24 protein-coding genes and 1 other annotated feature are annotated in these 26,875 nt (G+C 40.7%); of the genes, 8 read left to right on the forward strand and 16 right to left on the reverse strand.

The window, feature by feature from the left end; translation table 11 throughout:
* Position 1: 1 nt before the first annotated feature.
* The 6 genes from LC040_10175 to ablB form a co-directional block, all read right to left on the reverse strand.
* The gene (locus LC040_10175) at positions 2 to 820 is read right to left on the reverse strand and encodes a creatininase family protein (GenBank protein ID WLR49678.1); all 819 of its coding nucleotides are present in this window, start codon (positions 818 to 820) and stop codon (positions 2 to 4) included.
* Between the two features lie 168 nt (positions 821 to 988).
* Entirely contained in the window at positions 989 to 1,744 is a 756-nt protein-coding gene (locus LC040_10180; protein ID WLR49679.1) for an ABC transporter permease, read from the reverse strand.
* Positions 1,745 to 1,749: 5 nt separating this feature from the next.
* Positions 1,750 to 2,700: an ABC transporter permease gene (locus tag LC040_10185; GenBank protein WLR49680.1), complete on the reverse strand. Its 951-nt coding sequence runs from the start codon at positions 2,698 to 2,700 to the stop codon at positions 1,750 to 1,752.
* Positions 2,701 to 2,864: 164 nt separating this feature from the next.
* Complete coding sequence (locus LC040_10190) at positions 2,865 to 4,466, reverse strand: ABC transporter substrate-binding protein (protein ID WLR49681.1); 1,602 nt, start codon at positions 4,464 to 4,466, stop codon at positions 2,865 to 2,867.
* A gap of 29 nt (positions 4,467 to 4,495) precedes the next feature.
* Positions 4,496 to 5,248, reverse strand: coding sequence for an IclR family transcriptional regulator (locus LC040_10195; GenBank protein WLR49682.1), 753 nt, complete (start codon positions 5,246 to 5,248; stop codon positions 4,496 to 4,498).
* A gap of 189 nt (positions 5,249 to 5,437) precedes the next feature.
* Positions 5,438 to 6,256: a putative beta-lysine N-acetyltransferase gene (gene ablB / locus LC040_10200; protein WLR49683.1), complete on the reverse strand. Its 819-nt coding sequence runs from the start codon at positions 6,254 to 6,256 to the stop codon at positions 5,438 to 5,440.
* A gap of 235 nt (positions 6,257 to 6,491) precedes the next feature.
* Between ablB and LC040_10205 the strand changes: the two genes are divergently transcribed.
* From LC040_10205 to LC040_10220, 4 genes are all read left to right on the forward strand, one after another.
* Positions 6,492 to 7,898: a sigma 54-interacting transcriptional regulator gene (locus tag LC040_10205; protein WLR49684.1), complete on the forward strand. Its 1,407-nt coding sequence runs from the start codon at positions 6,492 to 6,494 to the stop codon at positions 7,896 to 7,898.
* Between the two features lie 280 nt (positions 7,899 to 8,178).
* Positions 8,179 to 9,579: a lysine 2,3-aminomutase gene (gene ablA, locus LC040_10210; GenBank protein WLR49685.1), complete on the forward strand. Its 1,401-nt coding sequence runs from the start codon at positions 8,179 to 8,181 to the stop codon at positions 9,577 to 9,579.
* A gap of 22 nt (positions 9,580 to 9,601) precedes the next feature.
* Entirely contained in the window at positions 9,602 to 9,877 is a 276-nt protein-coding gene (locus LC040_10215) for a YokU family protein (GenBank protein WLR49686.1), read from the forward strand.
* Between the two features lie 101 nt (positions 9,878 to 9,978).
* Entirely contained in the window at positions 9,979 to 11,628 is a 1,650-nt protein-coding gene (locus LC040_10220; GenBank protein ID WLR49687.1) for a PucR family transcriptional regulator ligand-binding domain-containing protein, read from the forward strand.
* Positions 11,629 to 11,754: 126 nt separating this feature from the next.
* Here the strand turns inward: LC040_10220 and LC040_10225 are convergent, their stop codons facing one another.
* The 5 genes from LC040_10225 to LC040_10245 all read right to left on the reverse strand — a co-directional run bounded on the left by LC040_10225 (position 11,755) and on the right by LC040_10245 (position 15,478).
* The gene (locus tag LC040_10225; protein ID WLR49688.1) at positions 11,755 to 11,994 is read right to left on the reverse strand and encodes a YqkE family protein; all 240 of its coding nucleotides are present in this window, start codon (positions 11,992 to 11,994) and stop codon (positions 11,755 to 11,757) included.
* A 16-nt stretch (positions 11,995 to 12,010) separates the two neighbouring features.
* Complete coding sequence (locus LC040_10230) at positions 12,011 to 12,343, reverse strand: iron-sulfur cluster biosynthesis family protein (protein ID WLR49689.1); 333 nt, start codon at positions 12,341 to 12,343, stop codon at positions 12,011 to 12,013.
* Positions 12,344 to 12,352: 9 nt separating this feature from the next.
* The gene (locus LC040_10235) at positions 12,353 to 13,609 is read right to left on the reverse strand and encodes a UV damage repair protein UvrX (protein ID WLR49690.1); all 1,257 of its coding nucleotides are present in this window, start codon (positions 13,607 to 13,609) and stop codon (positions 12,353 to 12,355) included.
* A 96-nt stretch (positions 13,610 to 13,705) separates the two neighbouring features.
* Complete coding sequence (locus LC040_10240) at positions 13,706 to 14,497, reverse strand: SDR family oxidoreductase (GenBank protein ID WLR49691.1); 792 nt, start codon at positions 14,495 to 14,497, stop codon at positions 13,706 to 13,708.
* Between the two features lie 12 nt (positions 14,498 to 14,509).
* A complete protein-coding gene (locus tag LC040_10245) occupies positions 14,510 to 15,478 on the reverse strand; it encodes an MBL fold metallo-hydrolase (GenBank protein WLR49692.1) in 969 nt (322 codons plus the stop codon).
* A gap of 185 nt (positions 15,479 to 15,663) precedes the next feature.
* Positions 15,664 to 15,871: a binding site (T-box leader), on the forward strand.
* Between the two features lie 91 nt (positions 15,872 to 15,962).
* On the opposite strand from LC040_10245, the gene proI reads away from it, so the two are divergent.
* Positions 15,963 to 16,805: a pyrroline-5-carboxylate reductase ProI gene (proI, locus tag LC040_10250; protein WLR49693.1), complete on the forward strand. Its 843-nt coding sequence runs from the start codon at positions 15,963 to 15,965 to the stop codon at positions 16,803 to 16,805.
* A gap of 38 nt (positions 16,806 to 16,843) precedes the next feature.
* Here proI and LC040_10255 read toward each other — a convergent pair whose 3' ends face one another.
* The gene (locus LC040_10255) at positions 16,844 to 18,466 is read right to left on the reverse strand and encodes a M20/M25/M40 family metallo-hydrolase (protein ID WLR49694.1); all 1,623 of its coding nucleotides are present in this window, start codon (positions 18,464 to 18,466) and stop codon (positions 16,844 to 16,846) included.
* Positions 18,467 to 18,621: 155 nt separating this feature from the next.
* Between LC040_10255 and namA the strand changes: the two genes are divergently transcribed.
* From namA to LC040_10270, 3 genes are all read left to right on the forward strand, one after another.
* Positions 18,622 to 19,638 carry an NADPH dehydrogenase NamA gene (namA, locus tag LC040_10260; protein WLR49695.1) on the forward strand — a complete coding sequence of 339 codons (1,017 nt, stop codon included), beginning with the start codon at positions 18,622 to 18,624 and terminating at the stop codon, positions 19,636 to 19,638.
* Positions 19,639 to 19,892: 254 nt separating this feature from the next.
* Positions 19,893 to 20,903: a 2-oxoacid:acceptor oxidoreductase family protein gene (locus tag LC040_10265; protein ID WLR49696.1), complete on the forward strand. Its 1,011-nt coding sequence runs from the start codon at positions 19,893 to 19,895 to the stop codon at positions 20,901 to 20,903.
* Complete coding sequence (locus LC040_10270) at positions 20,903 to 23,197, forward strand: thiamine pyrophosphate-dependent enzyme (protein WLR49697.1); 2,295 nt, start codon at positions 20,903 to 20,905, stop codon at positions 23,195 to 23,197. Before LC040_10265 ends, LC040_10270 begins: the two co-directional genes overlap by 1 nt.
* Before the next feature lie 33 nt (positions 23,198 to 23,230).
* Here the strand turns inward: LC040_10270 and LC040_10275 are convergent, their stop codons facing one another.
* The 4 genes from LC040_10275 to LC040_10290 form a co-directional block, all read right to left on the reverse strand.
* A complete protein-coding gene (locus LC040_10275; protein ID WLR49698.1) occupies positions 23,231 to 23,386 on the reverse strand; it encodes a hypothetical protein in 156 nt (51 codons plus the stop codon).
* A gap of 5 nt (positions 23,387 to 23,391) precedes the next feature.
* Positions 23,392 to 24,315, reverse strand: a complete 924-nt coding sequence (rnz, locus tag LC040_10280; GenBank protein WLR53257.1) for a ribonuclease Z — start codon at positions 24,313 to 24,315, stop codon at positions 23,392 to 23,394.
* A gap of 20 nt (positions 24,316 to 24,335) precedes the next feature.
* The gene (locus LC040_10285; protein ID WLR49699.1) at positions 24,336 to 25,619 is read right to left on the reverse strand and encodes a DNA polymerase IV; all 1,284 of its coding nucleotides are present in this window, start codon (positions 25,617 to 25,619) and stop codon (positions 24,336 to 24,338) included.
* 124 nt (positions 25,620 to 25,743) lie between these two features.
* On the reverse strand, positions 25,744 to 26,862 hold the full coding sequence (locus tag LC040_10290) for a M20/M25/M40 family metallo-hydrolase (protein ID WLR49700.1): 1,119 nt from the start codon (positions 26,860 to 26,862) through the stop codon (positions 25,744 to 25,746).
* Positions 26,863 to 26,875: the final 13 nt, after the last annotated feature.

Here is a 26,875-nt window from a genome sequence, read left to right on the forward strand (position 1 = left end):
CCTATTCATGGTGATTTTCTCTCGAGTGAAGCGAACGAGCTTTTAATATTTCAATAAATTCTACAAACCCATCTTCCGCTGCTTGTAATATTTTCTCACCTTTTTCTTTTGTAGAAGGTCTCGCATCCCCTAATACACCTGTCTCAGAAATCATGCTCCAGTACGGCATCATATGAGCGATTCGACCTTCACCTTTTCCAACTAAATCTAACCAAAAATATTTTGACATTTTATATTTATCCAGATCTCTCACTGCTTTATCCATTTGTACTAAATCCTCGTTTATAGCTAAATACATCGATGTTTCCAGTTCACCAGCATGGTTAATTCCACCAGGGTTTTCTGATTCTCTTATTTTCTCTACTAAATCTATAACAGGCTGAAGATCCCAGTGAGAGAGAGAAACACACATGACATCTTCATAGGCCAACATAACTTGTCTTGTGGCAACATGCAAAAGTGAAACATTACTGCCATGTCCGTTTAATAAGATGATTCTCTTAAAGCCTTGATGGGCTAAACTATTACAAACATCTACAACATAGTTAATAAATGTTTTACTGCTAATGGAAATTACACCTGGAAAATCCATCTGATGAGGTGCATAACCATGATTAATTGTCGGGACCACTACCACTTGTTCAGGAATTTTCTTTGCCGCACGCATACATACCTCATTAGCTAAAACAACATCTGTATCTACAGGAAGATGATAACCATGCTCTTCAATCATTGCTACAGGTACAATTGCAACTCTCTCATCTTTAACAGCCTCTTTAACCTCAGGCCATGTCATTTCACCAAATAAATATTTTGTCATAAACTTACCTCTCCCTTTTTATATTTATTGTCGAGGGTCTAAATAATCTCTTAATCCATCCCCTAATAAATTGAATCCTAATACTGTTACCATAATCGCTAAGCCTGGTACAAGAGTTATCCAAGGAGCGTCAATCATATATTGTCTTCCATCATATAAGATATTTCCTCAGCTTGGGTTAGGCTGTGGAATTCCTAACCCTAAAAAACTAAGAGCTGCTTCTGCTAAAATGGCATACGCAAAGTATGTGGTCATTTGTATTAACAACGGAGATAGACAATTTGGAAGAATATGTTTGAATAAAAGTCGAAGATTGGACCCACCCATTACAAGAATAGCGTCGACATATTCTTTTTCCTTTATAGATAAAACACATCCACGAATTAACCTAGCAAACAGGGGCGTATAGACAATACTTAAAGCAATAACAATATTTTGAAGATTGTTTCCTAATGCAGCCATTAAAGCAAGAGCAAATAAAATCGGTGGGAAAGCCATTAATCCATCAACAATCCTCATGATAAGACTGTCGATGAAGCCTCCAAAATAACCCGAAACAAGCCCTAAAAAAACACCAATGATTGAGGAAATTAATATTGTTGAAAATGAAAGAGTAATGGACACCCTCGCTCCATATAGAACTCTACTAAAAATATCTCGACCATACTCATCTGTGCCAAAGTAATGCTCACTACTTGGAGCGGCATTGATTTTGGAATAATCAACATCTTTCACAGGATCATATGGAGCAATGACTGGAGCCAAAATAGCTATACACAATACGAGAAAGATAATTATCAAACCCATTACAGCAATCTTTCTTTTAGAAAACCCTTTCCAAAAACTCGAAATCAAATTTAAGGAACGTGAAAGCTTCGATTGTCTTAGCTTCATGGGAGTTTGAGAGTTAGTTTCTACTTCCATAACACTCACCTCTTAGAATAGTCAATTTTAGGATCAAAATAGGTATACAGCAGATCGATAATTAATGTTATAACTACATAAATCGTGGCTATAACTAAGATGATGCCTTGTATCACAGGATAATCTCGATTGAATACGGAATCGACTACTAACTTACCAACTCCTGGTATATTAAAAATAGATTCAACTACTACTGTTCCCCCAAGTAATAACCCGAAATTTATCCCAATAATTGTTATAACAGGAACCATCGCATTTTTTAGTGCATGATTTACGATAACAATCCATTCAGATGCACCTTTTGCTCGAATCATCTTAATAAAATCTTGTCCCAGCACCTCGAGCATACTTGAACGAGTCATTCGAGTAATAATACCCGCCTGAATAAAACCTAAGGAAAAAGCAGGTAATAATAAATGTTTTATATTTCCTAATAGACCTTCAGTAATTGGCACATAACCAATAGAAGGAAACCACCCTAACTGAAGTGCAAAAACCATTATTAGTAAAAGCCCAGCCCAAAAGTTAGGAATAGAAATACCGATCAAGGAAATAATCATCGCTGAATAATCCCATTTCGTATTGTGTTTTACAGCGGCTAGAATCCCAAGTGGAATGGCGATCAATATTGAAATGAAAATAGCATAGATAACTAAATTTAATGTCGCCGGTAAACGTTCAGCAATTAAAGTTGTAACTGCTTTATTCGATACAAATGAACTTCCAAGATCACCTTGTACAACATTTGAAATCCACATAAAAAACTGGGCAATTAGCGGCTTGTTAAGTCCAAGTTGTTCCCGCATTTGTGCTAGTTGCTCTGGAGTAGCTGAGGAACCAAGCATCGCAGCCGCCGGATCACCTGGTATAAAGTGAATAATCAGAAACACGACAACTGAAACCGTTAACAATACAGGTATTAACGCTAATAATCTTCGAATAATATATCCTGTCAATCGATTCACCTCCAAGGAGATAAGTGCAAAGCGTCTACTGATCAGCCACAAGGATAAGATGAACGCTGTTGAAGAAAGAGTTAACCTTCTGAAGCAGAAGACATATGACCTCGAACCGAAGAATGACGCTTTGCACGGCACACCTCCGAACTAAGAGTAAAGGTTTATTCTTCTATCCATACATTCCAAAATCTAGGATAACCAGCACTCCATGACTCATAACCTTTAACTGCATCCCTATGAGCTTCAACAATTGGATAGTAATAGAGTGACATGAATGGTAGATCTTCTCTTAATAAAGATTGAACTTCCCCATAAATTTCTTTACGTTTATTTACATCCGTTTCCATCAATCCTTCTTCAAGTAATTGATCCATCTTTTCACTTTTGTATCCGTTATAGCTAGAGCTACTTTGGAGGTATGCATAATAGATTTGATTAGGATCTGGGCGTGGGGTAATATGACCATTTAGTAAATGGTAGTCACCCGTTACCCAACGGTCTGAAATAAATGAAGCCCACTCTAAAGCTTCAACCTCAACCTTTAACCCAATTTTTTCTAGCTGAGTTTTTAAAACCATTGCAGTCTTTTCATGATGGTCGTAAGCTTTACTAGTAGAAATTACAATTGGTTCACCATTGTAACCAGATTCCTCAACTAATTCCTTTGCCTTCTCAAGGTTTTGTTCATAATCTTTTTTATGTTGGTCGTTATACCATTCAGTTTCTGGAAATACCGGCGAATGAGCTACTTCTCCTAATTGTCTAGTAGCCACATTTACTATTTCTTCTTTACTAATTGCATAAGCTACTGCTTTCCTCATTTTTGGATCGTCAAACGGCGGCTTGTTCATTCCGAATTGCAGCATTCCCCAATTCATAGAAGGCTTATTATCAACCACAATATTTTCAATACTCTTCAACCTATTCACATCTTTTGGAAGAACATCTAGAGCTACATCAATTTCACCCGTTTGCAAAGAGGTTACTCTGACTGATGGTTCAGAAATTGGCTTAAATACGACCTGATCAATGTAAGCTTCTTTTTTCCCTGAAAATCCAGATGCATCACCTTCTAGAGATTTGTAATCATCATACCGAGCAAGAACTAGATCTTTACCTTGGTCCCAGCTTACAAATTTAAATGGTCCAGTCCCAATAGGTTCGGTAATTTCTCCACCCTGTTCTTCTGCTAAACCTTTTGGCACTATTACAGCTGGATTAAATGGATTCGCTAGAGATGCAAGAAAAACACCAGAAGGATTTTTAAGGTTAAATACGACGGTTGATTTATCAGGAGCTTCAATTGATTTAACCATTGAAAATTCACCTTTTCGGGGTGAAACTTCCATAAAGCGTTCAATTGAGTACTTCACGTCTTCAGAGGTCATCTCTTTACCATTGTGGAATTTCACTGAATTCCTTAGATTAAAAGTTATTTTTTTCTTATCTTCACTCATTTCCCAATCTTTCGCTAACATCGGTACTATTTTCATATTGTCATCAATTGTAACCAGCATTTCTTGGACATGTAATAAAGGAATTCTGTCGGATAAAACTGTTGATGTATGGAGATCTAATTTTGTTAAATCCGCTCCCATCCCTACGGTTAGGTCGCCTCCTTTAACCGGTTCTCCACTTCCTTGATTTTCTTTAGCAGGCTCTTCTTGTTGTGATGAACCCGTCTCTTGACTGCTACATCCTCCAAGAATAAACAATATCGCCAACACAACTAAAAGAGTTGACTTCCAAATATTATATTTCACATCGTTTCCCCTTTCTTTAATTAGAGTTTTTAATAACCTAATTCCTCAGAAATCGTACTAGCTGTATTTTCTAATTCACCCAATAAATTACTTTCTTCGTTAAAGAAGTAATCAGGCCCTGATATGGATACACCTCCTACTACTTTGTTTTCATAGTTAAAAATAGGACAAGCATAAGCTGTAACATCTAATGTCAACTCTCCAAATGATTGAGAATATCCTCTTTTTCTAATCTCATCTAACTCTTCGATTAGCTGTTCTCTCTTTGCAATTGTTCTTGGTGTAAAGACTTGCAAAGGCGATGAAAGATAGGATTTTATTTCTTCATCTGACAAAAAGGCAAGAATGCTTTTAGAAAGAGCTCCAGCATAGATAGGAAGTCTCTCTCCTACTTTAATTTCGTATCCAAACTTATGAAAAGACTCGATATTAACAAGACATAGAGCATCCCCCTTATATAACACACTTAAATTGACATTCAGCTCAGTTAATTTAGCTAACTTTTGCAAATGTGGAGTGGCTATTTTCACAAGATCTAATGTTTGGATTACAGTTCCTCCTACCTTTACAAATCCCATGCCTAACTTGTATTTACCTGATGAAGAATCTTTCTCCAGATAACCACGATTAATCAAGGTTAAAATGACCCGATAAACTGTTGCTGAAGGTAAATTCGTTTGTTCAGCAATTTCAGCTAAGCTTAATTCAGGATTTTTGAAGGAAAAAGCTTCAATAACATCCAGTGCTCTGTCTAATACACGAATATTGTTTGTCTTTGTCAAACCGCTCACTCCAAATACTTTATTTTCACTAGGTGAAAGTTATGTTTCACTCTATAAAAATAAGGTAACATACATTTATTAAATTTTCAAAATATTTCTTTAATTGTTTAGCGTTTTTTTATAGTTAACATATAAAAAAACACCCTACAAGAAGCTTCCAGTAGAGTGTTGAACATCACATTTAATTTTTTATTTAAGTAGTTTCGTCCAAATATTCATATCCTCAAATCCAGAAGAAATAATGCAATTATTAACAAGACATCCTTGATACGTATAGCCAAGTCGTTTGACCGTTAAGTTCATACCATAGGATTGGGCGCGTGTTAGGGAGTAAGCCATCCCTACCCCTTTTTCAGCAAGGAGTTCTTCAAGCTTAATGACAATAGGGGGTAATAAGCTCTGGCCTCGATAATCAGGATCGGTTGCACAATCTGTAATTTCGGCACATTTGTATTCGGGGCGAATAAAGGCCGATGCAGCTGAAATGACCTGTTCACCGTCTTTCATAACGACAAAAAGATAGTTTGAACCCATTTCTTCTATAAGATATTGTGGGTCATGCACATTTGTTGGGTAAACTTTAAATACTTTTTTATACAGTGCGGCGAGCCCAGGTGCATCAGAGGCGGTTGCTTGATGAATTGTAAAGGCCGAGTTCATGGCCTTCTTCTCAATAACTTTTGTATCACTGTCTACCACTTTCATGACATCATTGTTTTGTTGTACATATTGAGAAACAGCCCGAGAAGGACCGAGATATTTTGTAAGAATGAAAGCGTCTTTCCCATAAAAAAAACCATCCATCCTTCCTTCTAATTGAAAGCCTTCTTTTATAAAAGAGCTAACCTGTTCTGTTGGAGTAAAAATAATCACTTTTGATGGCTTGTGTTCTGTTTGTAATTGCGATAATCTTGCCAATGTGTCCTCTGATATTTCAAGAATAAAGCCAATAATTCGTTCATTGAATACATCGACTTCAATACTATTTCCTGCTTGTTGTATAATCAATCGAATCCCTCCGTTTTAAAAAATCATTCTGTATTTTTAGTATATTTTTATAAATATCTTGGTACTATGAACCATTGCATTAATTTCGGAGGTATTTTCTATCCAAATGTACAAAACAATCTTCCTCCCTCTTAAACGTACACTCTATAGAAGAAAAACTGTAAGAATATTCGAAAATATGTTATGAATAAGATAGAAGAAAAAAGCGGGTTCAACACCGATAAGGGGTGATGGAATGTTTGCGGAATCGTTCGATACAAAACAGATGTTAGAAGCAATATTAGGCAGCATTGATGAAGCGATTCATGCCGTAAACGCAGAGGGCATTACAATCTTTTATAACCATGTGGCGTCGAAGCATGATGGGGTACAAATTGATGAAGTGCTCGGCAGACACGTACTCGATATTTTCCCTTCCTTGAACAAGGAAACAAGTACACTGCTGCAAGTCATTCATACAGGCCAGCCAATCTACCGACAACCGCAAACATACAAAAACATTCGGGGGCAAATTGTAGATACAGTTAATACAACCCTCCCAATTGAAGTGAACAGCAAAATTGTCGGAGCAGTGGAAATTGCCAAAGACCTTTCAACCGTTAAACAGCTTTCTCAAAAATTATTAGACCTTCAATCAAAGGTAGAACGAAAAAAAGCCGTCTCTTCTTCTGTTTACTCAGCACGCTATCACTTTGACGATATTATTTCTTCATGCGAGCAACTGCAGCGGGTCAAACGTCACGCTGAAAAAGCGGCCAGTACCTCTTCTCCTGTAATGATTTATGGAGAAACAGGAACAGGGAAAGAATTATTTGTCCAATCGATGCACAATGCATCGCCCAGGAAGAACCAACCATTTATTGCACAAAACTGTGCGGCACTGCCAGCAACATTGCTTGAAAGTATTCTTTTCGGTACAAAGAAAGGCAGTTTTACTGGTGCAGTCGACAGACCTGGGTTATTTGAGCTTGCGAACGGCGGCACATTGTTCTTAGATGAAGTCAACTCAATGCCGCTTGAATTACAAGCAAAATTACTACGTGTATTAGAAGACGGAATCATTCGACGTGTCGGTGGTACTCAAAGCTACAATGTCGATGTTCGGATTATTACGGCCCTTAATAAACACCCGGCGGATTGTGTTGATGAGAATGTGATTCGTTCTGATCTTTATTACCGTCTCAATGTTTTTCTTATGGAAATCCCGCCGCTTCGCTCACGGCTTCAAGATATTCCCCTGCTCACACGCCACTTTATTCGAAAGTACAATCATAAGTTCGAAAAGAGTGTTCAAGAAGTGCATCAGGATGTGTTTTCCTGTTTCGAGCATCACAACTGGCCAGGAAATGTACGTGAGTTAGAACATACGGTGGAATATGCGATGAATATGGCAGAACAAGAGTACCTTTCACTTGAACATTTACCTGTCTACTTGCAAACGACTCCAGTGAAAGCCTCGCATCAATTAAACATTCAGCCACTTCGTCAAACGTTAGACAAAGCAGAACAGCAGTTAATTCGTGATGCACTACAGGCAACAAATGGTAATATTAAACAAGCTGCTAAGCTGCTCGATATCCCGCGTCAAACACTGCAATATAAATTAAAAAAATATCACCTCAATCACCAGCTGCCAACTTAAAAGGCAGCTGTTTTGCTTTAAAATAGGCAAACAACATGCCGAAAATTCATCTAGTGTGCCAACTTTCCAGCACCACTTTGTCCATTGATAGAAATCAAAGCAATGCTACATTTTGGCATGTGCCAACTTTTTGGCATCCCTTCCTTAAACTCCTTTCTACATTTTTCTATTTTATAGGCGAAATAATCAAAATTATCGTTATTTTCTATTTTTTATCCTCTTTAAAGTTGGCACGCATTTTGCATATTAGAAAGGTACCATCATAAAAGGAGGGCTTTCATTGACTACAGCATTATTTCAGCCGAAACGTCATTGGAAAAATATTGAGCTTTGGAAGGACGTAACTGAGGAACAGTGGAATGATTGGATTTGGCAATTAACAAACACCATTCGTACGTTGGATGATTTGAAGAAAGTAATTAACTTAACGCCTGAAGAAGAGGAAGGCGTACGCATCTCTACAAAAACAATTCCTTTAAATATAACACCATACTATGCTTCATTGATGGACCCTGATGACCCTCGCTGCCCAATTCGTATGCAGTCTGTACCAATCCATAAAGAAATCCACAAAACAAAGTATGATCTTGAAGACCCTCTTCATGAAGATGAAGACTCACCAGTACCAGGCTTGACACACCGCTACCCTGACCGGGTGCTTTTCTTAGTAACGAACCAATGCTCAATGTACTGCCGTTACTGTACACGCCGCCGTTTTTCAGGTCAAATCGGCATGGGTGTACCAAAAAAGCAGCTTGATGGGGCAATTGAATATATTCGAAATACACCACAAGTTCGTGATGTCTTAATTTCTGGTGGAGACGGTTTGCTTATTAATGACAAAATTCTTGAATACGTATTGAAAAACTTACGAGCGATTCCACACGTTGAAATTATTCGCATCGGCACACGTGCCCCTGTCGTCTTTCCGCAGCGCATTACAGAAGACTTGTGCAACATCTTAAAGAAATATCATCCTGTTTGGTTGAACACGCACTTTAATACTTCGATTGAGATTACAGAAGACTCAAAGCGTGCCTGTGAAATGCTCGCTAATGCTGGCGTGCCACTAGGCAACCAATCTGTTATTCTCGCAGGCATCAATGACAGCGTACCGATTATGAAAAAGTTAATGCACGATTTAGTTAAGATCCGTGTTCGCCCTTATTACATTTATCAGTGTGACCTTTCAGAAGGGATCGGGCATTTCCGTACCCCTGTTTCAAAAGGGCTTGAAATTATTGAGGGTCTTCGCGGCCACACATCGGGCTATGCGGTACCAACATTTGTTGTAGATGCACCAGGCGGAGGCGGAAAAATCGCTGTACAGCCAAATTATATAATCTCGCAAAGCCCGGACAAAGTCGTGCTTCGTAACTTTGAAGGTGTTATTACGACGTATCCAGAGCCGAAGGAATACATTCCAGGCAGAGCGGATGCCTACTTTGAAGAGGTCTATCCAGAATACAAACAAGATTATAAATCTTACGGGGTAACCTCTCTACTTAATGATGAGCGCTTTAATCTTGTGCCAGAATCATTAGATAGATTCAACCGCCGGGCAACTTATGAAACAGACGAAGGCCACGCTTCTTTAAAAGACAAACGAAGCAAACGGGATGAACTGAAGGAAAAGAAATTCCAAGCTCAACAAAACAAAGAAACCGAAGCGGCAAACTAATCAAAAAGGAGCGTATGCAAACATGAGATGCGATTGGTGCCAAGCTGAAGATGCCCAACAAACATTAACCACTGTCTATTGGGAGCTTCCTGATGGCAGCAGAGCAATCGAGATTACTGAAACACCTGGTGTTTCCTGCTCAGAATGTGGCATGGTATACCAACCAGATACGACAGTCAACGAAATTGAAGACCACTTGATGATCATTGATACATCCAAGCTTCCAAAAAGCATGACATATACGAAGTTATTCGAACAGCCAAAGCTGTTAAAAAGAAATTACTTTAATTTTAATTAACTATTCTCCTGGTCTTCTCAAAGGTTTTACATTTGGGAAGACCATTTCTACTGAAAAAGGCGGGACTACATCTTTCCTAGGCCTTTGCAAAAAGCCCATGCGTGTTTTCTATACATAACGAAGAAGAAGGTGATATAGATGTTTATTACGGTAAAAGATATGCTTTCTCTCTCCCACTCTTTCAACATGCAAAGCTGATTGCAGGAAAGAAAGGAGAGTCAAAGCCGATACGATGGATTGTCGTTCTTGAACTACTTGATGAAATTGATCAGCTTCAAGAAGGTGAAATGCTTCTTACAACTGCTTTTGACCTTCAGTCCTGTGACAAATTAAAAAATAACTTAATTCAAAAGCTTGCCGAAAAAAAGCTCGCAGGCCTTATTCTCCAAACAGGCTATTATCTTGAATCAACCCCTGAAGAGCTTAAGAAAGCTTCCGAAATCTATCAATTTCCGATTATTGAAATCCCTAAAAGTGTCGCATTTTCAAGCATCACAAAAACTGTGCACCAGCAAATTATTCATGCCCAATTTGAAAAGATGAAATATTCAGAGGAGATCTACACTACGTTAACTGAACTGGCGAAAAACAATGAAGGGCTCCCTTCGTTTGCTTCCTCCATAAGCAGCAGTATTAAAGCTGATATTTTCTTCTATGATAACAACTTTAATAAACTATGTGCGGCATTTTGCTCCTCACCTTCTTATGAGGAAGAACTCATTCAAACGATGATTATGGAACATCATCACACGTTCAAAGAAAATGAAGGGCAGTTACACGAGATTCCTATGACGGGAATGCCTCATCTTTTTGTTCAACCTATCCACTCAAAAGATAGCATCTACGGATATTTGGCTGTTGTGAAGAATGAGCTGTTAAATGCATTTGAAGAAATTGCTGTGCAGCATACCTCCACGATCGCTGCGCTTGAATTTATAAAGCTATTAAAATTAGAAGAAAAGGATAATCAGTTAAAAGGAGATTTTCTCGAGCTGGTTTTAACAGGCAGCAACCTTGACCAACTGACCATTTATACAAAAGGAGAAACGCTCGGCTATAACATTACCTCAGAAAACACGTGTGTCACGATCTTAAAAATTGATTCGTCCACCAGTACAACAGATTTCAAAAGAATGAAAATCGAACAGGATATTCAGCAAATTATTTTTAAACTACTGCAAGACCATGCCATTGAACCGTTATTTAAAAGACTTGACAATCAATTTATTATGCTTCTTACCAATTACTATCCACATCGAATAAGCACGTTAGAAATCATGGAAAAAATCGCACAGCATGTGCAAGAGCGCTACGATACAACCCTTTCGATCGGTATTGGAAACTATTATAACCACTTCACAGAATATCATCGTTCCTATAAAGAAGCACAGGAAGCCTTGTTCATTATTGAAGCTGTTTGGAAGAAAAATAAACGGCTCCACTATAAAGAACTCGGCTTATATAAGTTACTTCTCCCCCTTCTTCAAAATGAAGCACTCATGAAAGACTATTATCAAAATATCCTAGGCGGTGTCCTCGCAAATGAGAAGCTAATTGAAACGCTTCGAGTATACCTAGAAGATATGCGGACGAATAATGCCGCAGATAAGCTGTTCATCCATCGTCATACGTTAAAGTATCGCATGAATAAAATCGAAAGCCTGACACATCGTAAGCTGAATCATTTTCAAGACAGAATTGAACTGGAGCTTGCTTTAATTCTTCACAATATCTTTGAAAAAGGAGAATAAGAATCTCCGACTATAGGTACAAGAAATTAAATGAAGCTGAACAATCCACTGATGTGAAAAAAGAAAGTGGTGTCTCTTAATCGATTAATTTCTAAATAAAACACAGCACCCTCTATGGATGCTGTGTTATTTGTATTTCCGCCAATCAAGATTGCTTTCTTCAAACAGTTCTTCAAATGATTTATTTTTCTCGCGTTCTTTCCGCTCTTGAATACGGCGTTGCTTTTCTTCTTCTTCACGTTGCTTTTCAACGGCTTGTAACTCTTTTTGTTTTTCTTTTAATTTCGCAAACACGTTCCCATCAAGACGGTCTCCTAGATGGAGTGCATCATCTTGTTTTTGCTTCTTACTTCGCTGTTTCGCCATTTCCTTCCCTCCAAGCTTATGCTTCTATCTCTTTAATGAAACGCATGCGCGGATTTAAAATCTGCTGGTTACTACTTAGTATAAAGGATGTCGCATCCGGTTTGTAGTCTACCTTCATCTTCTCGTCGAAAAAGACTTCTTTATGTGCATCAATCCATACTGCCCGGTAATCAGACTCAATTTCAATCTCACCAGCCTCTACTTCAGTATGAGCCGTTAAGACAAAAATCCCGTCAACTCCACAGCCGCAGCCTTCCGTATCGTAAAGGATCTTTAACCCTGCTTGTTGATCACTCAATGCGCTTTCGAGCTTTTCCTTTGCTCTTTCAGTAAAAGTAATATTCATCATTTTTCCTCCCTACGCTTTATGCCCGCCGATTAGAGTGCTGCGATGCTTCGCTGTGCCTGCCTCAGTGTACGAAACAGCGCGTAATACCGCATCATATCCATATTTACGGCGCAGACCGTCCATCACATAGCCAAGTGTACGCTGCTTTTCTGAGCGTTCATCAAATAAGCTCAATTGGATCTGATCATCCATTTCCACATTCGAAAGTGTGACTGAAATCTTGCGCACTGGGTATGAAGCATAGTGCTGCTTAAACAATGTTAAACATGCTTCATAAATGGCTAGCGTCCCGTTTGTCGGCTCGTCAATCGTAAGTGAACGGTGAAATCCTCCTCCGTACTGCTTACTGTAGCCGATCCCGAGTGAGATTGTCCGCCCGCACATTCGCTGCTTTCGCGCCCGTCTTGCTGTCTCCTCACACATTTCCAATAAAACACGCTTTACGTCTATTTCCTTTTCATAATCACGCATAAGAATTTGACTCTTCCCGAAGCTAATTTGTCCACCCATAATCGGTGCGCCGAGTTCCGAAAAATCAAGACCGTGTGCATGATAATACAACTGCGTACCGATTACGCCAAACATCTTCTCAAGACGATGTAGCGGAAATTGCGCTAATTGACCAATTGTCGTAATGCCAATCCGCTCAAGCCTCCGTTCCATTCGCTTTCCGATCCCCCATACAGCACTTAACGGCTTGATTGGCCAAAGCTTTGTCGGAACGTCTGCATACGTCCATTCCGAAATACCTTTGCGTTTTGCCTCTAGATCAAGACAAAGCTTTGCAAGCAGCATATTTGGACCAATTCCAATCGCACACGGCAGATGAAACTGTTCGTATACTTGGTCTCGAATTTCCTGTGCTGTTTCCATCGCGTCTCCCCATAAGCGGTCTGTCCCTGAAAGCGTAAGAAAGCTTTCATCAACACTGTACGTGTGAATCGCATGCTTCGGTACATAACGATGCAACAGACGCGTAATTTCACTTGAGACTCGCAAATATGTCTTCATCTGCGCATCAACTACTTGAATACGCTCATCTTTTGGAATTTCAAATAGCCTGCTGCCTGTCCGAATACCGAATTCTTGTTTCAAACGTGGTGAGGCAGCTAACACCACACTGCCGGAGCGGTTCACATCTGCAACAACAGCTAAATAACATGTAAGCGGATCAAGGCCGCAGAGCATAGCAGAACAGCTCGCATAAAAGCTTTTCATATCAATACATAGAACGCGTTTGTCAGGAAGAGCTTGCCTCTCAATCATCACACACACCTCGATAACGAACATTTGTTCCTTATTCTATTCATTATCGTATAAGAAGATACGCAAACTCTCAATGACAATTATTTGGAAGTTTTACTATTTCATTTTAAATGCATTTCCTGCTACTTTCTCAACTAAGCCTGGCGCAAGCTGATACAGCTTGGCACCGATATTCATCCAGCGCGGCAAATTCACCTCACGCTTCTTATGGACCATTGTACTGATAATCGCCTCAGCCGCTTGTTCAGAAGAAAGCATCCATTTCTTCACATTTTTCACATAATCACCAGATGGGTCAGCTTGGGTGAAGAAATCGGTATCGACAGGACCGAAATTGACGGTTGAAACAGTAAGATTTGACTCACTCAACTCTAAGCGCAGACTATTTGTAAATCCTAATGCGGCATGCTTCGATGCTGCATAACCGCTCGACTTTGGAGTTGCAAGCTTGCCTGCTTGAGAGACAACGTTGACAATCTGACCCGTATCAGCAGAAAGCATTAAAGGCAGCACCGCTTGTGTACAAGCAATCATGCCAAACACATTGACTTCAAACATCCCGCGAATGTCTGCAAGAGAAGCATTTACAACGTCGTCGAAAACACCATATCCTGCATTGTTAACGAGAATATCACAGTTTCCAATTTGCTTTAGAATTTGTGAAAATGTTGCATGAACGGCTTGTTCATCTGAAACATCGACGGAAAAAGTAAGCGGCTGGACACTTGTTTGGTGCTGAATATATTGAGCAATACTCGTTAATTTATCGAGACGCCTCGCAAGAAGAATCGGATATGCTCCATGCTCTGCTGCTTTTAATGCTGTTGCCGCGCCAATTCCAGATGAGGCGCCTGTTATGATGATGTTCTTACCTCGCAGGTTTGACAACCACGCTCACCTCTATTTCGCTTCATACTTCCAAACTGATTCGCTTTTATCAATTATAATGCCGCCTGCTTCCTCTAGCTGATCAAGCTGACCCGTAGTTTCTGACATCGTCAAGAACAGCTCTCGTTCATAGACAGCAGGGAACAACACCTTTGAAATTTCAAATGCACTCATCGGTGTACCTTTGAGCATTTCCAACACTTTTTCAGCACGGCCACGTCGACGTTCAAAGCGACGTTCAAGGAGCGGCCTTACCTTGCGTACTTCCTTTCCGTGACCAGACAAGACAGTTGAGATCTCTAATTCAAGACACTTTTTCAAGGAGTCACGATATTGAATTGCTGCGCGCGGACGCTCTGTTTCCCCAAGATACGGCGGTTCCATTAATGGGTTTGAGGAAATATGGCCAATAATATGATCACCACCAAGCAGGACACCATCCTTTTCTCGGTAAAAGACAAGATGACTTTGCGCATGACCTGGTGTTTCAAAGACTTTCCACTCATCAAGTGCAGGAAGTACGTCCCCTTCCTTAATTTCTTGCGTTAAAGAAGATTTACAGGAATACTTGCCATTAAAAAAGAGATGAATCCATTTATCAACATTTTCCGTTACACCCTGCTGTGGGAGAAACCTTCTAAAGAATTCAACATTATGCGTAGCAAATTTCTCATCACGCGTTAACCACGGTTGATTTCGCCAATGACCAATTACTTCAGCATGAGCAGAAAATAAGTGAAGCTGACCGACATGATCAGGATGATGATGCGTTAACACAACTTGTTCGATATCTAATAAATCATAGCCAAGCTCATCAAGCTGACTGATAAGTGCCTCACGTGCCTCCGCTGTATTTGGACCAACATCAATGAGCGTTAATTTATCACCCTTTATTAAGTAAACATTAACAGGACCAACAGAAAACGGCGTCGGTAATGTTAATTGATAAATATCTTGTGTACGTTGCAACGTCTGAACCATTCGTTTAACCTCCGATTATCAAGTGAATACTGCTTCATATTGTAAAGTTTATCGTTTTTAACGAAGATTGTCATGCTTAAAACATTTCTACGAATTGGTTATTGACATGATTATAAGTTGTATTGCATAATAATAAAAATAAAACCTATAACTTATTTGAAAATTCACAAAATAATAATATACACGAAACAGCATTGATAAGGATTAGTAGAATCCAACCGCACACAATATAGAGAATGGAATCCATAGGCTGAAAGATTCCTTTGTGTTGCTTGATTCGAACCTGCCTTTGAGCTGTCAAGGAAACTTGAACGTTTCGCCTGCGTTATGGGGCTTATAAGTGGACTATTACAGTCAATAAAGGTGGTACCGCGGAACCTTTCCGTCCTTTTTTTACGAAGGACGGAAAGGTTTTTTTATTTTTCAAGCGAACGTCACCTGCTTGAGCTTTCCAACCTATTTTCCTACATCTGGAGGGATGAACATGAAACACGAAACAAAACTTGCATTTATCGGTGCTGGAAATATGGCAGAAGCGATCATTTCCGGCTTGCTGCAGCAGCAATTATATCGGCCTAATCAACTGTTTGTCACAAACCGCAGCAACAAAGAAAAGCTACAGGCCATGTCAGAAAAATACAAGATTAACGCCACACATGATAAAAAGATGATGCTTCAAGAAGCAAATGTGCTAGTTCTAGCGGTAAAACCAAAAGATGTAGCTGCGACATTAGATACATTTAAAGCATATATCCGAGCTGATCATGTCATTATTTCTGTCGCAGCTGGTGTTTCAACCTCAACAATTACAGAACTACTCGACAAACAAATTGCTGTCGTTCGCTCAATGCCAAATACATCTGCTGCAACAGGCGAATCTGCAACCGCCCTTTCAGCAGGGAGCTATGCAACAAATGCCCATCTACAGCTTGCAATTGAATTGTTCGAAACAATTGGTACCGTTTCAGTCGTTGAAGAAGCTGACTTACACGCTGTTACTGGTTTATCTGGAAGCGGTCCAGCCTACGTCTATTATCTGGTTGAAGCAATGGAGCAAGCAGCGCTCGATCTTGGCCTTGAAGGAGAAACAGCGAAGGAACTGATTCTGCAAACTATTATTGGTGCCGCTAAAATGCTCCAAACATCCCACAAGTCACCAGAAACATTACGCAAAGAAGTAATGAGTCCAGGCGGTACAACAGAAGCAGGCTTACAAGTGCTGGCGGATTATGATGCACAAGAAGCAATGATTACATGTATTAAGCGTGCTGCTCAGCGCTCAGAAGAAATGGGTGCGGAGCTAGCACATATCATGTTGAAATCATAAATAAAGCGCGGCATTCTTTGCCGCGCTTTACCTTTTCTTTATTTGAGCATCTCTGTAATCGTGCGTTCTAAAATATCAGGTAATTTTTCAAATGAGAATTCCATTTCCAGACGCTCTGTCCATTGGTGGGCATCACGACCGAACGGACCGAGGTTCATCACAGGAATATTCAGCTCACGCAACTCCTTCACAGGCAAGTTATAGCCTCTATCAAACATCGGCATATTACCAATCAATGGTGAAAGTGAGTCTTCTGATTCCTCTAAGCGCACAAAGCTTAAATCAGAAAGTCCTGCAAAATAATGTTGGTTCTTTAAATCAATTGCATAATTTTCTTTCGTATAATCCATCGCCCACTGACTCATCCGCTTAATATAATCATCATTTCGCGATGATACGGCGGGATAATATGGCGGACTATAGTAAAGCACAATGCACGGTGCAAGTTCTCTGCATAGTGATGCTAAGTTTTGCACAAGCTTTACCGTAAAATCACGATCGCCAAGGTCCCCACGGTGTGAAGTAACATAATTAAGTCTTCTTTCAATTTCTTCTTCCCCATGCTTTTTCTTTGCATACGCAAGAAGTTCATCATAGGTTAAAACCTTTACATTAAATTCCGTCGGCTCATAGGAGGACTGCATGGATGCAAAGCTTCGAGCACTCTGAATAAATTTTTCTTCAATCGATGTGGCAGCTTTTTTAGCCGAATTCAAAAGTAAAGCCGTCATTTCCTCCATTGTCCGCTCCATCATCATCACATTGTACATTACATTTGCCGAATGCGGAATCTGCACGGAATATTCTTCTTTCAAATCCCGCTGCATCAGAGCTGTCGGCGGTGGCGTTGTTTCCCCATCTATATTTTCACAGAAATCGGTATTCAGCTCGAGCGACCTGCTTACTTCTGCGGCCATGTAAGCTGCATTCAAGCCTGCAAACGGTTCTCCAACATGCGTTTCCTTCCCAAAGCAGAAGAAACCAGGTAATGCTTTTCCGATTGAACCTGTATACACATAAGGATTCGCATCACCAGGATAACGAGCAAACGAAGGCTCAGAATTTAGACATGCCCGATAAGATAAGTTATATTTTTTAGCAAGCTCTAGTAAGACAGGTACTGCTCCGATCATCCCTGCAGAGTTTGCTTCTTCATCAGGTACTGTAACAAGCAGCACATTGCCGTCAAATTCACCATTACATGCTTTTTCAAGCATCGACATTTGCAGCGTAAGCCCTGCTTTCATATCCATCGTGCCACGCCCAAAAAACCATTCGCCGTTTTCCATATCTTTTTTTACTTGTTCTGGAACAAGCTGTTTATTGTTATAAAACTCCTCTGTTAATTCCTTTGGACGAAAGGCAAGGCTTTTCCAGCTGCCATAATCGTCTACCTCCACAACATCAAAGTGGCTGATTAAAATTATCGTATCTTGAACATCTGCTTTACTTTTCGCTAGTGCTGTTACAAAACGCCGACCGTCAGAAAGCGGATGTAATGTTACGTGTTCTGGATGCTCTTTGAAATATGGCAAGTCGCTCAGCTGCTTATGTACATATTCTGCAATTGCAACTTCGCCTTCAGAATTTGTCATACTTGGATGTTCGACAAGAGCTGTTAGTAGTTCGACAAGTTGTTCTTTTGTTTGCCATTTCCCCATAAAAATCCCTCTCATTCGACTAAATTTTCGGAATATAATGTTTTCATCTTATCGAATTTTGACTAGTACGTAAAGAGAAACCTTTACGCATGAATTTAAAGATAGACTCATGCTATTGTTAATGTATGAAAATTCAATTTGGAGGGTTCTAAAAGATGACTCGAGCATTATTTTCTCCGTATTCAATCAAAAATGTCACATTAAAAAATCGAATTGTTATGTCTCCAATGTGTATGTACTCATCAACGGATGAAGGCACCGTCCAAAACTGGCACCTTACCCACTATACTAGCCGTGCTGTCGGGCAAGTAGGGTTAGTGATGATTGAAGCGACTGCTGTCACTCAGCAAGGACGAATTTCAAGCCGTGACCTTGGTATTTGGGACGACAGTCAAATTGAAGGACTAAAGCAGTTAACCGACCTCATTCATGAAAATGATGCAAAAGCAGCAATTCAGCTTGCACATGCTGGACGCAAAGCAACAATTGACGGTGACATTGCCGCACCGACTGCCCTGCCTTTTAATGATGAAATGAAAACACCGAAGGAAATGACAACAGAAGACATCACTGAAACAATTCAAGCTTTTCAAGACGGGGCCGTTCGTGCAAAGAAAAGCGGCTTCGATATTATTGAAATTCACGGCGCTCATGGCTATTTAATTAACGAGTTTCTTTCCCCTTTATCAAACAAGCGAACCGATCAATATGGTGGAAGTTCAGAAAACCGCTTCCGCTTCCTAGAAGAAATTATTGAAGCAGTTCAAGCTGTGTGGGATGGGCCTCTTTTCGTACGAGTATCAGCATCTGACCATCATCCTGAAGGGCTATCAATTGAAGACCATGTTCTCTATGCGAAAAAAATGAAAGAGCTCGGCATTGATTTAATTGATTGTAGTTCAGGTGCTATCGTACCCGCAACAATTGACGTTTATCCAGGCTATCAAGTCCAATATGCTGACAAAATCCGTCACGAAGCAGGAATTGCGACTGGAGCTGTCGGCATGATCACGACAGGCATTCATGCTGAGGAAATCTTAAAGAACGAACGAGCCGACTTAATCTTTCTTGGCCGTGAACTACTGCGCGACCCATACTGGCCATACCGAGCAGCAAAAGAACTAAATACTGAGATTCCAGCTCCGCAACAATACGAGCGTGGCTGGCTCTAAAAAAAGGACGCCCCCTTTCGACAAAATTCGAAAGGGGGCGTTGTCTGTTATAATACAATTTTAACGTTGTATCAATTTTGTTATATAACTAAAAAATCAAGTATCATAGGGCATTGTGAGGCATATGATATTTGTGTATTAGTCATTTTTTTATAAATTTCATAAAATATCCTTATTTCAAACCTGATGATACGTTTGCTTCTTTTATAATAAAAATAAGGGGATGAATTGTTCATTGATGAGGAGGAATAAGCATGTCTATCTTACCAAGGAAGAATGAGCTCGGTTTTTTTGAAATACGTTTGGAGTCCATCGGAGGGCTTGGCGCAAATTTGGCCGGTAAAATGCTGGCAGAAGCAGGGGTACTCGGTCTCGGGTTAAATGGGGCAAACTTCTCTTCTTATGGTTCTGAAAAGAAAGGATCACCTGTTAAAAGCTTTATTCGCTTCTGTGATGCAGATACAGAAATTCGGGCTCATAGTCCAATTATGCAGCCGCATGTTATCGGGGTCTTTCATGAAGCTCTTTATAAAACGATAGATGTTGTAAGCGGCTTACAACCTGAAGGCATTGTGCTTGTAAATTCAACACGTGATTTTGATGATATTAAATCTGATCTTAAGCTTGAATACGGAACACTTGCCATTGTCGATGCGTTAACCATTGCAGTAGAGGAAAATACGCGTGTGAATACAGCTATGCTTGGCGCCCTTTTCCGTGTATGTGATTTCTTAGACCCAGAAGCGATGCGAAATGTCATTCGAAAAACATTCGAGAACAAATATCCGCATTTAGTGGATGCCAACGTTCGAACATTCGACCGCGGCTTCAACGAAGTGCAATTTAAAACATATGAAACACCTGAAAATGCAAAAGCGAAAGCGTTTACAATGCCTGAGCCACGTTATGGTTATGAAACTCAAGAGATCGGTGGCGTCATTTCAGCTCAAGCAAATAGTATTTTCAAAGATTTAAGTGGCTCTAGACAAGGTTTCTTGCCTGCTTTTGACCAAACAGCATGTATTAATTGTGCTCAGTGCGATACGGTTTGCCCTGACTTTTGTTTTGTCTGGGAAGAAGGAGAGGACAAACGAGGCCGAAAGCAGATGTTTCTTAAAGGAATTGATTATCAATATTGCAAAGGCTGTCTAAAATGCGTGGAATCTTGTCCAACATCTGCCCTTTCCGACTTACGTGAGCAAATCGGCTATGCCGAACAAAACCGTACACGACAAAACTTCTCATTAACAGGAGGTTTACAATAATGGCGACACTCGAACACAATGTACCCGCTGTAGCGAAAGCAAAACAAAACGTCACTTTTGAATCTGGAAATGAGATGGCTGCACTTGCAGCCGCACAAATTAACTATCATTTGATGGGCTATTTCCCGATTACACCTTCTACTGAAATTGCACAGCTGCTTGACCAAATGAAGGCACGCGGCGAGCATGATATTCAATTAATTGCAGCAGATGGTGAGCACGGTTCTTCTGGCATTTGTTACGGCGCTTCTGCAGCAGGCGCGCGTGTCTTTAATGCGACGAGTGCGAATGGCTTTATGTATATGCTTGAACAGCTGCCAGTCCAATCAGGTACACGCTTTCCAATGGTTATGAATCTCGTTACACGTGCAATCAGTGGACCGCTTGATATTCGCGGTGATCATTCTGATTTGTACTACGGGTTGAACACAGGCTGGGTCATCCTTACTGCCCGGACGCCACAGGCTGTCTATGACTTAAATATAATGGCCCTTAAGATCGCTGAGCACTCTGATGTCCGCCTTCCTGTTATTGTCGCATATGACGGATTCTTTACTTCTCATCAAAAACGAAAAGTGCACTATTTCGAAGACCGTTCCGTTGTCCAAACATTTGTTGGAGAACGTCCAACTGGCTTCGCAAATGCACTGGACTTTGAAAACCCCGTGACGATCGGTGCACACATGGATGGCAATGATTTAATTAACAATAACTATCAACAATCAGAAGCACTTTATAAAGCAGGTAAAGTATTCAAAGAAGTGGCAAAAGAATATGCCCTTCTATCAGGACGTCAATATCCAATGCTGGATTTGTACCGTATGGAAGATGCAGAAGTCGCACTCTTCCTCTTAAACTCTGCCGCTGAATCAGCAAAAGATGCAGTAGATAAGCTTCGGGCCCAGGGTGTGAAGGCAGGCGTCATTAGTCCAAATATGATTCGTCCATTCCCTGCTGAAGAAATTCGCGAGGCACTTAAAGATGTAAAAGCATTACTTGTAGCTGAACGTGCAGACTCTTACGGCGGAAACGGACCGAACTTAACACACGAGGTGAAATCAGCCCTTCAAGTGGACGCCGAAAACAAAACGATTGTATTAAGCCGTGTATTCGGTATCGGTGGAAAAGACTTTTTCACTGAAGATGCAGAAGCCTTTTTCAACCTTACAATCAATGCTGTGGAAAAAGGCTACGCTGAAAAACCATTTGACTATTATGGCGTCACAACAGGCGACCCTGAAAACCGTTCGCTTAAAGCGATCGAACCGCTTTATGGTGATGCCTACAAAACAGGCTTAATTAAAGTGGAACAAGATTCCGAAACTCATAAATTAAAAGTAAAAATTCCGCCACTCCGCCAGTTAACGGCAAAACCGAAACGACTTGCTTCAGGTCATGGGGCTTGTCCAGGCTGTGGCATTTTCCCTGCACTCGAGCTTTTCTTTAAGGGGATCGAAGGTGACGCGGTCATTTTATTCCAAACAGGCTGTGCCTATGTTGTAACAACTGCTTATCCTTATAGTTCACATAAGCAGCCGACCATTCATAACTTGTTCCAAAATGGTCCTGCTACCCTGTCTGGAACGCTTGAAGCATTCCTAGAAATGAAGCGCCGCGGTGACGTGAAGGTTTCAGATGATGTGACATTTGTGATGATTACAGGTGACGGTGGAATGGATATTGGGATGGGCTCTGCAATTGGAACAGCAATGCGTAACCATAAAATGATTTTGCTAGAATATGATAATGAAGGCTACATGAATACTGGTTCGCAAATGTCTTATTCAACACCAATGGGTCACATGACAAGCACAACAGGAGTCGGCAAGACACAGCAAGGAAAAGCATTTCATCATAAAGACACGCCGCAAATTATGGCAGCAACAAATATCCCTTACGTCTTTACTGCAACAGAAGCCTTTCCACAAGACCTCGTAAAAAAAGCAGCAAAAGCGCAATGGTATGCGCAAAATGAAGGACTTGTCTATGGTAAAATCTTAATTACATGCCCGTTAAACTGGAAAGCTGAAGACCGTTATGGGAACAAAATTATGGAGCATGCCGTAAACTCTTGCTTCTTTCCGTTATACGAAGTGGAGCGTGGTGAAACGACGATTACACATAATCCAGAAGCAAAGAAAAAACGTGTACCTCTAAGCGACTGGCTTTCGTATATGGGAAAATCGAAACACCTATTAAAAGAACAAAACGCTCCCCTGCTCCAAGAATTTGAAACAGAAGTTGAACGTCGCTGGCAAAAGCTAAAAGCTAAGCATGAAAACCCATATTTATAAAGCTAAAAAGGACACTCATCAACGGGTGTCCTTTTAACGTATGTGATAGAAATTCGAGCACTGCTCTGTCAGTTCATGCTTTTTCTGTTCAAGCTTTCGAAAACGTTTGAAGGTAAAGAAAGACAGGAGAACAACGAACCCTAACGAAAAGAGTCCATCAAACTCTTTTGCATCATAGAAGAACTTCATCAGCTTCAACTCCATTCGACTTGAAATTGTGCAAAGTCATACGCCACTTCTGTATTTGAAAATACATTTCGTGCCTCTTGCAGTAATTGTACTGAACCTTCCTCTTGATAGCGTGAACTAATATGAGTCAAGATAAGCTTCTTAGCTCCTGCTTCTTTTGCTATTTGGGCGGCTTGAACAGTTGTTGAATGATAATATTCATGCGCAATATCCGCCTCATCCTCTGCAAATGTCGCTTCATGGATAAGGACATCTACATTTCGAGCAAGCTCTACTGCTGCTTCACATGGTCGTGTATCACCGAGTACAGCCAGCTTGCGGCCTTTCTTCTTCGGGCCAATATAATCGTTCCCATTCAGCACTTTCCCATTGGCAAGCTCTACCGTCTCTCCTTCTTTTAAACGCTGGTATAGCGGCCCAGGAGGAACTTGCTGCTCCTTTAACTTATCAACAAGCAATTCACCAGGCTTGTCGTGTTCGGTAACACGATAACCAAAGCTTGGAATGCCATGCTCTAGCTTTCTCATTTCGACTGTAAATTGCTTATCTTCGAACACTACACCTTCCTCTCCTTCTACAACACGGATTGGATAACGCAAGCGTGTCTGACTGAGAGAAAGTGTTGTTTCCACAAATTGCTGAAGTCCTGGCGGGCCGAAAAGTGTAAGTGGCGTTGTACCGTCCTGAAAGGAACGACTCCCAAGCAAGCCAGGAAGCCCAAAAATATGGTCACCATGCATATGAGTGATAAAAATATGTTCAATCCGACGCGGCCGAATAGCTGTATGCAGAATTTGATGTTGAGTCGCCTCCCCGCAATCAAACAGCCAGACTGCTCGACGCTCTTGGTTTAAATTAAGCGCAATCGATGAGACATTACGCTTCTTTGCCGGCATACCTGCTCCAGTTCCTAAAAATAAAAAATCCACCATTCATTCCTCCAAATATGTCATTCATCCTTTTTGCCAAATCGAAAATGACGTAAGAAATCCTTTTGAAAGCTTGTTCCCTTATGGCGCTCTCCCCCATCAATATGAGGCTTCTTCTTGAATAATTTCCCATTTGAAATAACATCTTTTCCGTACTTTTCCCTTAAGCTTTCAACAGTGTTATAGAGCGGCTCTTTAATTGCTTCCTGTTCATATGAAAAGAGGTCGAGCTGTCTATAAGCATCTGATTTTTCTTCAAGCTGTTGAGCTGTCACCCCGAGCAAGCGAATTGGCTCGCCGTTCCAATGCTCGTCAAATAAATGCCGTGCAGCTTGAAAGATTTCTGTGTCTTTATCAACAGCCTGCGGAAGCTTTCGGCTGCGCGTAATTGTTTTTCGGTCATAGTAGCGAATCATTAATTGAACGTTCCAGCTAATCACATCTTGTCGGCTCATTCGTTTCGCAACAGATTGTGCAAGGCTTTGAAGAATGCTGCGGATTTCTGCTTCATCTGTTGTATCATGCGGCAATGTCTTAGAATTTCCAATACTTTTGAATTCTGATAACGCATCTGGGTCAACCTTTCGATTATCGATCCCATTTGCCCGCTCCTTCAAGCGAAGACCGTTGATGCCAAGCAACTCCTTCAGTGCATAGTCATCGCCATTTGCTAAGTCTCCGATTGTATGGACTTTAATCTGTGCCAACTTTTCCGCCGTTCGCTCACCGATACCGTGCATCTCAATGACAGGGAGCGGCCAAAGCTTTTTGGGAACTTCTCGTTTACGCAGCACGGTAATCCCCATAGGCTTTTTCATATCAGAGGCCGTCTTAGCCAAAAATTTATTCGGCGCTATGCCAATGCTACAAGGCAGATCGAGCTCATTTTTAATGTCCGCTTGGATTTGATGGGCAATCTCAAGCGGAGAACCAAACACACTGCTGTCTGTTAAATCAACATACCCTTCATCAATTGACACAGGCTGAACGAGAGCAGAATAACGAGAAAGGATTTGAAACATTGCAAGCGATGTCTGACGGTAGAGCGGAAAGTTCGGTCGCATGACAAGCAGTTCAGGACAAAGCCGCTTTGCCTGCCACAATGGCATCGTCGTTTTCACGCCTTTTGCACGTGCTTCATAGCTGCTTGTTACGACAATCCCTTTCCGTTCTTTCGGATTCCCTGCAATCGCAAGTGCCTTTCCTTTTAACGACGGATCATTTGCCATCTCCACTGAGGCGTAGAAGCTGTTCATATCCACATGCAAAATGACTCTTCCGTTTTTCGGATACATTGATTTCATCGATTATCACCACGTTCACCGCTCAATATTCTCCTTTCTATGATACAGCAGGATGAATGGATTTTCCATTGCGCCTGCTTATAAACAAAACGGAAGCCTCATCATGAGACTTCCGTTTTCCTGCTTATTCAGCAGCCTTTTCAATAACAGCCAGTACAAGTTCAGCTGTTTTGACAAGCTCTGCAATTGGCATTTTTTCATTTGTTGTATGAATTTCTTCATAACCAACAGCAAGGTTAATCGTTGGGATACCGTGTCCGTTAAAGATATTGGCATCACTTCCACCACCGCTTGTAAGCAGTTCAGGCTTGCGGCCAATCTTTTCAACAGCGCTTTTCGCGATTTCAACGACTGCATCACCGTCATTGAATTTAAAGCCTGGGTACATTACTTCTACTTCAATGTCAGCACTTCCACCCATCTCTTCTGCTGTCTTTTCAAATGCTTCTTTCATCTTTGCAACCTGTTTTTCCATCTTTTCAGGTACTAAAGAACGTGCTTCAGCGAGAATATCAACACGGTCACAGACGATATTTGTTTGCTTTCCGCCTTCAAATCGACCGATATTGGCTGTTGTTTCAGCATCAATACGGCCAAGCGGCATTTTTGCAATTGCTTTTGCTGCAATCGTAATGGCTGAAACACCTTTTTCAGGAGCTACACCAGCGTGAGCTGTTTTTCCATTGATAACAGCTCGAACCTTTGCTTGTGTTGGAGCTGCAACGATGATGTTTCCAACTTGTCCGTCAGAATCAAGCGCATAGCCGTATTTCGCTTTCATATATGAAGCATCTAATGCTTTTGCACCGACAAGACCTGATTCTTCACCGACTGTAATCACAAATTGAATATCACCATGTTCGATTTCTTGCTCTTTCAATACTTTGATTGCTTCAAGCATTGCTGCAAGACCTGCTTTATCATCTGCGCCAAGAATTGTCGTTCCGTCTGTTACAATTTTGTCGCCTTTGATCGAAGGCTTCACACCATTCCCTGGTACAACCGTGTCCATATGGGATGTGAAATAAATTGTATCAACGCCATCTTTCGTACCTTTTAACGTGCAAATTAAATTGTTTGCATCGTGTTCTGTTTCATTGCGTGCATTGTCTTCTTCAATTTCCACACCAAGCGCTGAAAATTTTTCTTTTAACACTTCAGCAATCTTTGCTTCGTGCTTTGTTTCTGAGTCAACTTGCACCAATTCCATAAACTCGTCAATAAGACGCTCTTGATTAACCATTTGGGTTCCTCCT

This window comes from Bacillus tianshenii, assembly GCA_020524525.2.
Classification (GTDB): Bacteria; Bacillota; Bacilli; order Bacillales; family Bacillaceae_N; genus Bacillus_AV.

Bases quoted from the DNA above. Each gene is read 5' to 3' on its own strand.
- LC040_10215 (WLR49686.1), top strand. From the start codon at position 9,602: ATGAGATGCGATTGGTGCCAAGCTGAAGATGCCCAACAAACATTAACC.
- LC040_10265 (WLR49696.1), top strand. From the start codon at position 19,893: ATGTCTATCTTACCAAGGAAGAATGAGCTCGGTTTTTTTGAAATACGT.
- LC040_10255 (WLR49694.1), bottom strand. From the start codon at position 18,466: ATGGGGAAATGGCAAACAAAAGAACAACTTGTCGAACTACTAACAGCT.
- LC040_10230 (WLR49689.1), bottom strand. From the start codon at position 12,343: ATGATGAATATTACTTTTACTGAAAGAGCAAAGGAAAAGCTCGAAAGC.
- LC040_10270 (WLR49697.1), top strand. From the start codon at position 20,903: ATGGCGACACTCGAACACAATGTACCCGCTGTAGCGAAAGCAAAACAA.
- LC040_10245 (WLR49692.1), bottom strand. From the start codon at position 15,478: ATGGTTCAGACGTTGCAACGTACACAAGATATTTATCAATTAACATTA.
- LC040_10290 (WLR49700.1), bottom strand. From the start codon at position 26,862: ATGGTTAATCAAGAGCGTCTTATTGACGAGTTTATGGAATTGGTGCAA.
- LC040_10285 (WLR49699.1), bottom strand. From the start codon at position 25,619: ATGAAATCAATGTATCCGAAAAACGGAAGAGTCATTTTGCATGTGGAT.
- LC040_10275 (WLR49698.1), bottom strand. From the start codon at position 23,386: ATGAAGTTCTTCTATGATGCAAAAGAGTTTGATGGACTCTTTTCGTTA.
- LC040_10235 (WLR49690.1), bottom strand. From the start codon at position 13,609: ATGATTGAGAGGCAAGCTCTTCCTGACAAACGCGTTCTATGTATTGAT.
- namA (WLR49695.1), top strand. From the start codon at position 18,622: ATGACTCGAGCATTATTTTCTCCGTATTCAATCAAAAATGTCACATTA.
- LC040_10225 (WLR49688.1), bottom strand. From the start codon at position 11,994: ATGGCGAAACAGCGAAGTAAGAAGCAAAAACAAGATGATGCACTCCAT.
- proI (WLR49693.1), top strand. From the start codon at position 15,963: ATGAAACACGAAACAAAACTTGCATTTATCGGTGCTGGAAATATGGCA.
- LC040_10175 (WLR49678.1), bottom strand. From the start codon at position 820: ATGACAAAATATTTATTTGGTGAAATGACATGGCCTGAGGTTAAAGAG.
- LC040_10180 (WLR49679.1), bottom strand. From the start codon at position 1,744: ATGGAAGTAGAAACTAACTCTCAAACTCCCATGAAGCTAAGACAATCG.
- LC040_10205 (WLR49684.1), top strand. From the start codon at position 6,492: ATGTTTGCGGAATCGTTCGATACAAAACAGATGTTAGAAGCAATATTA.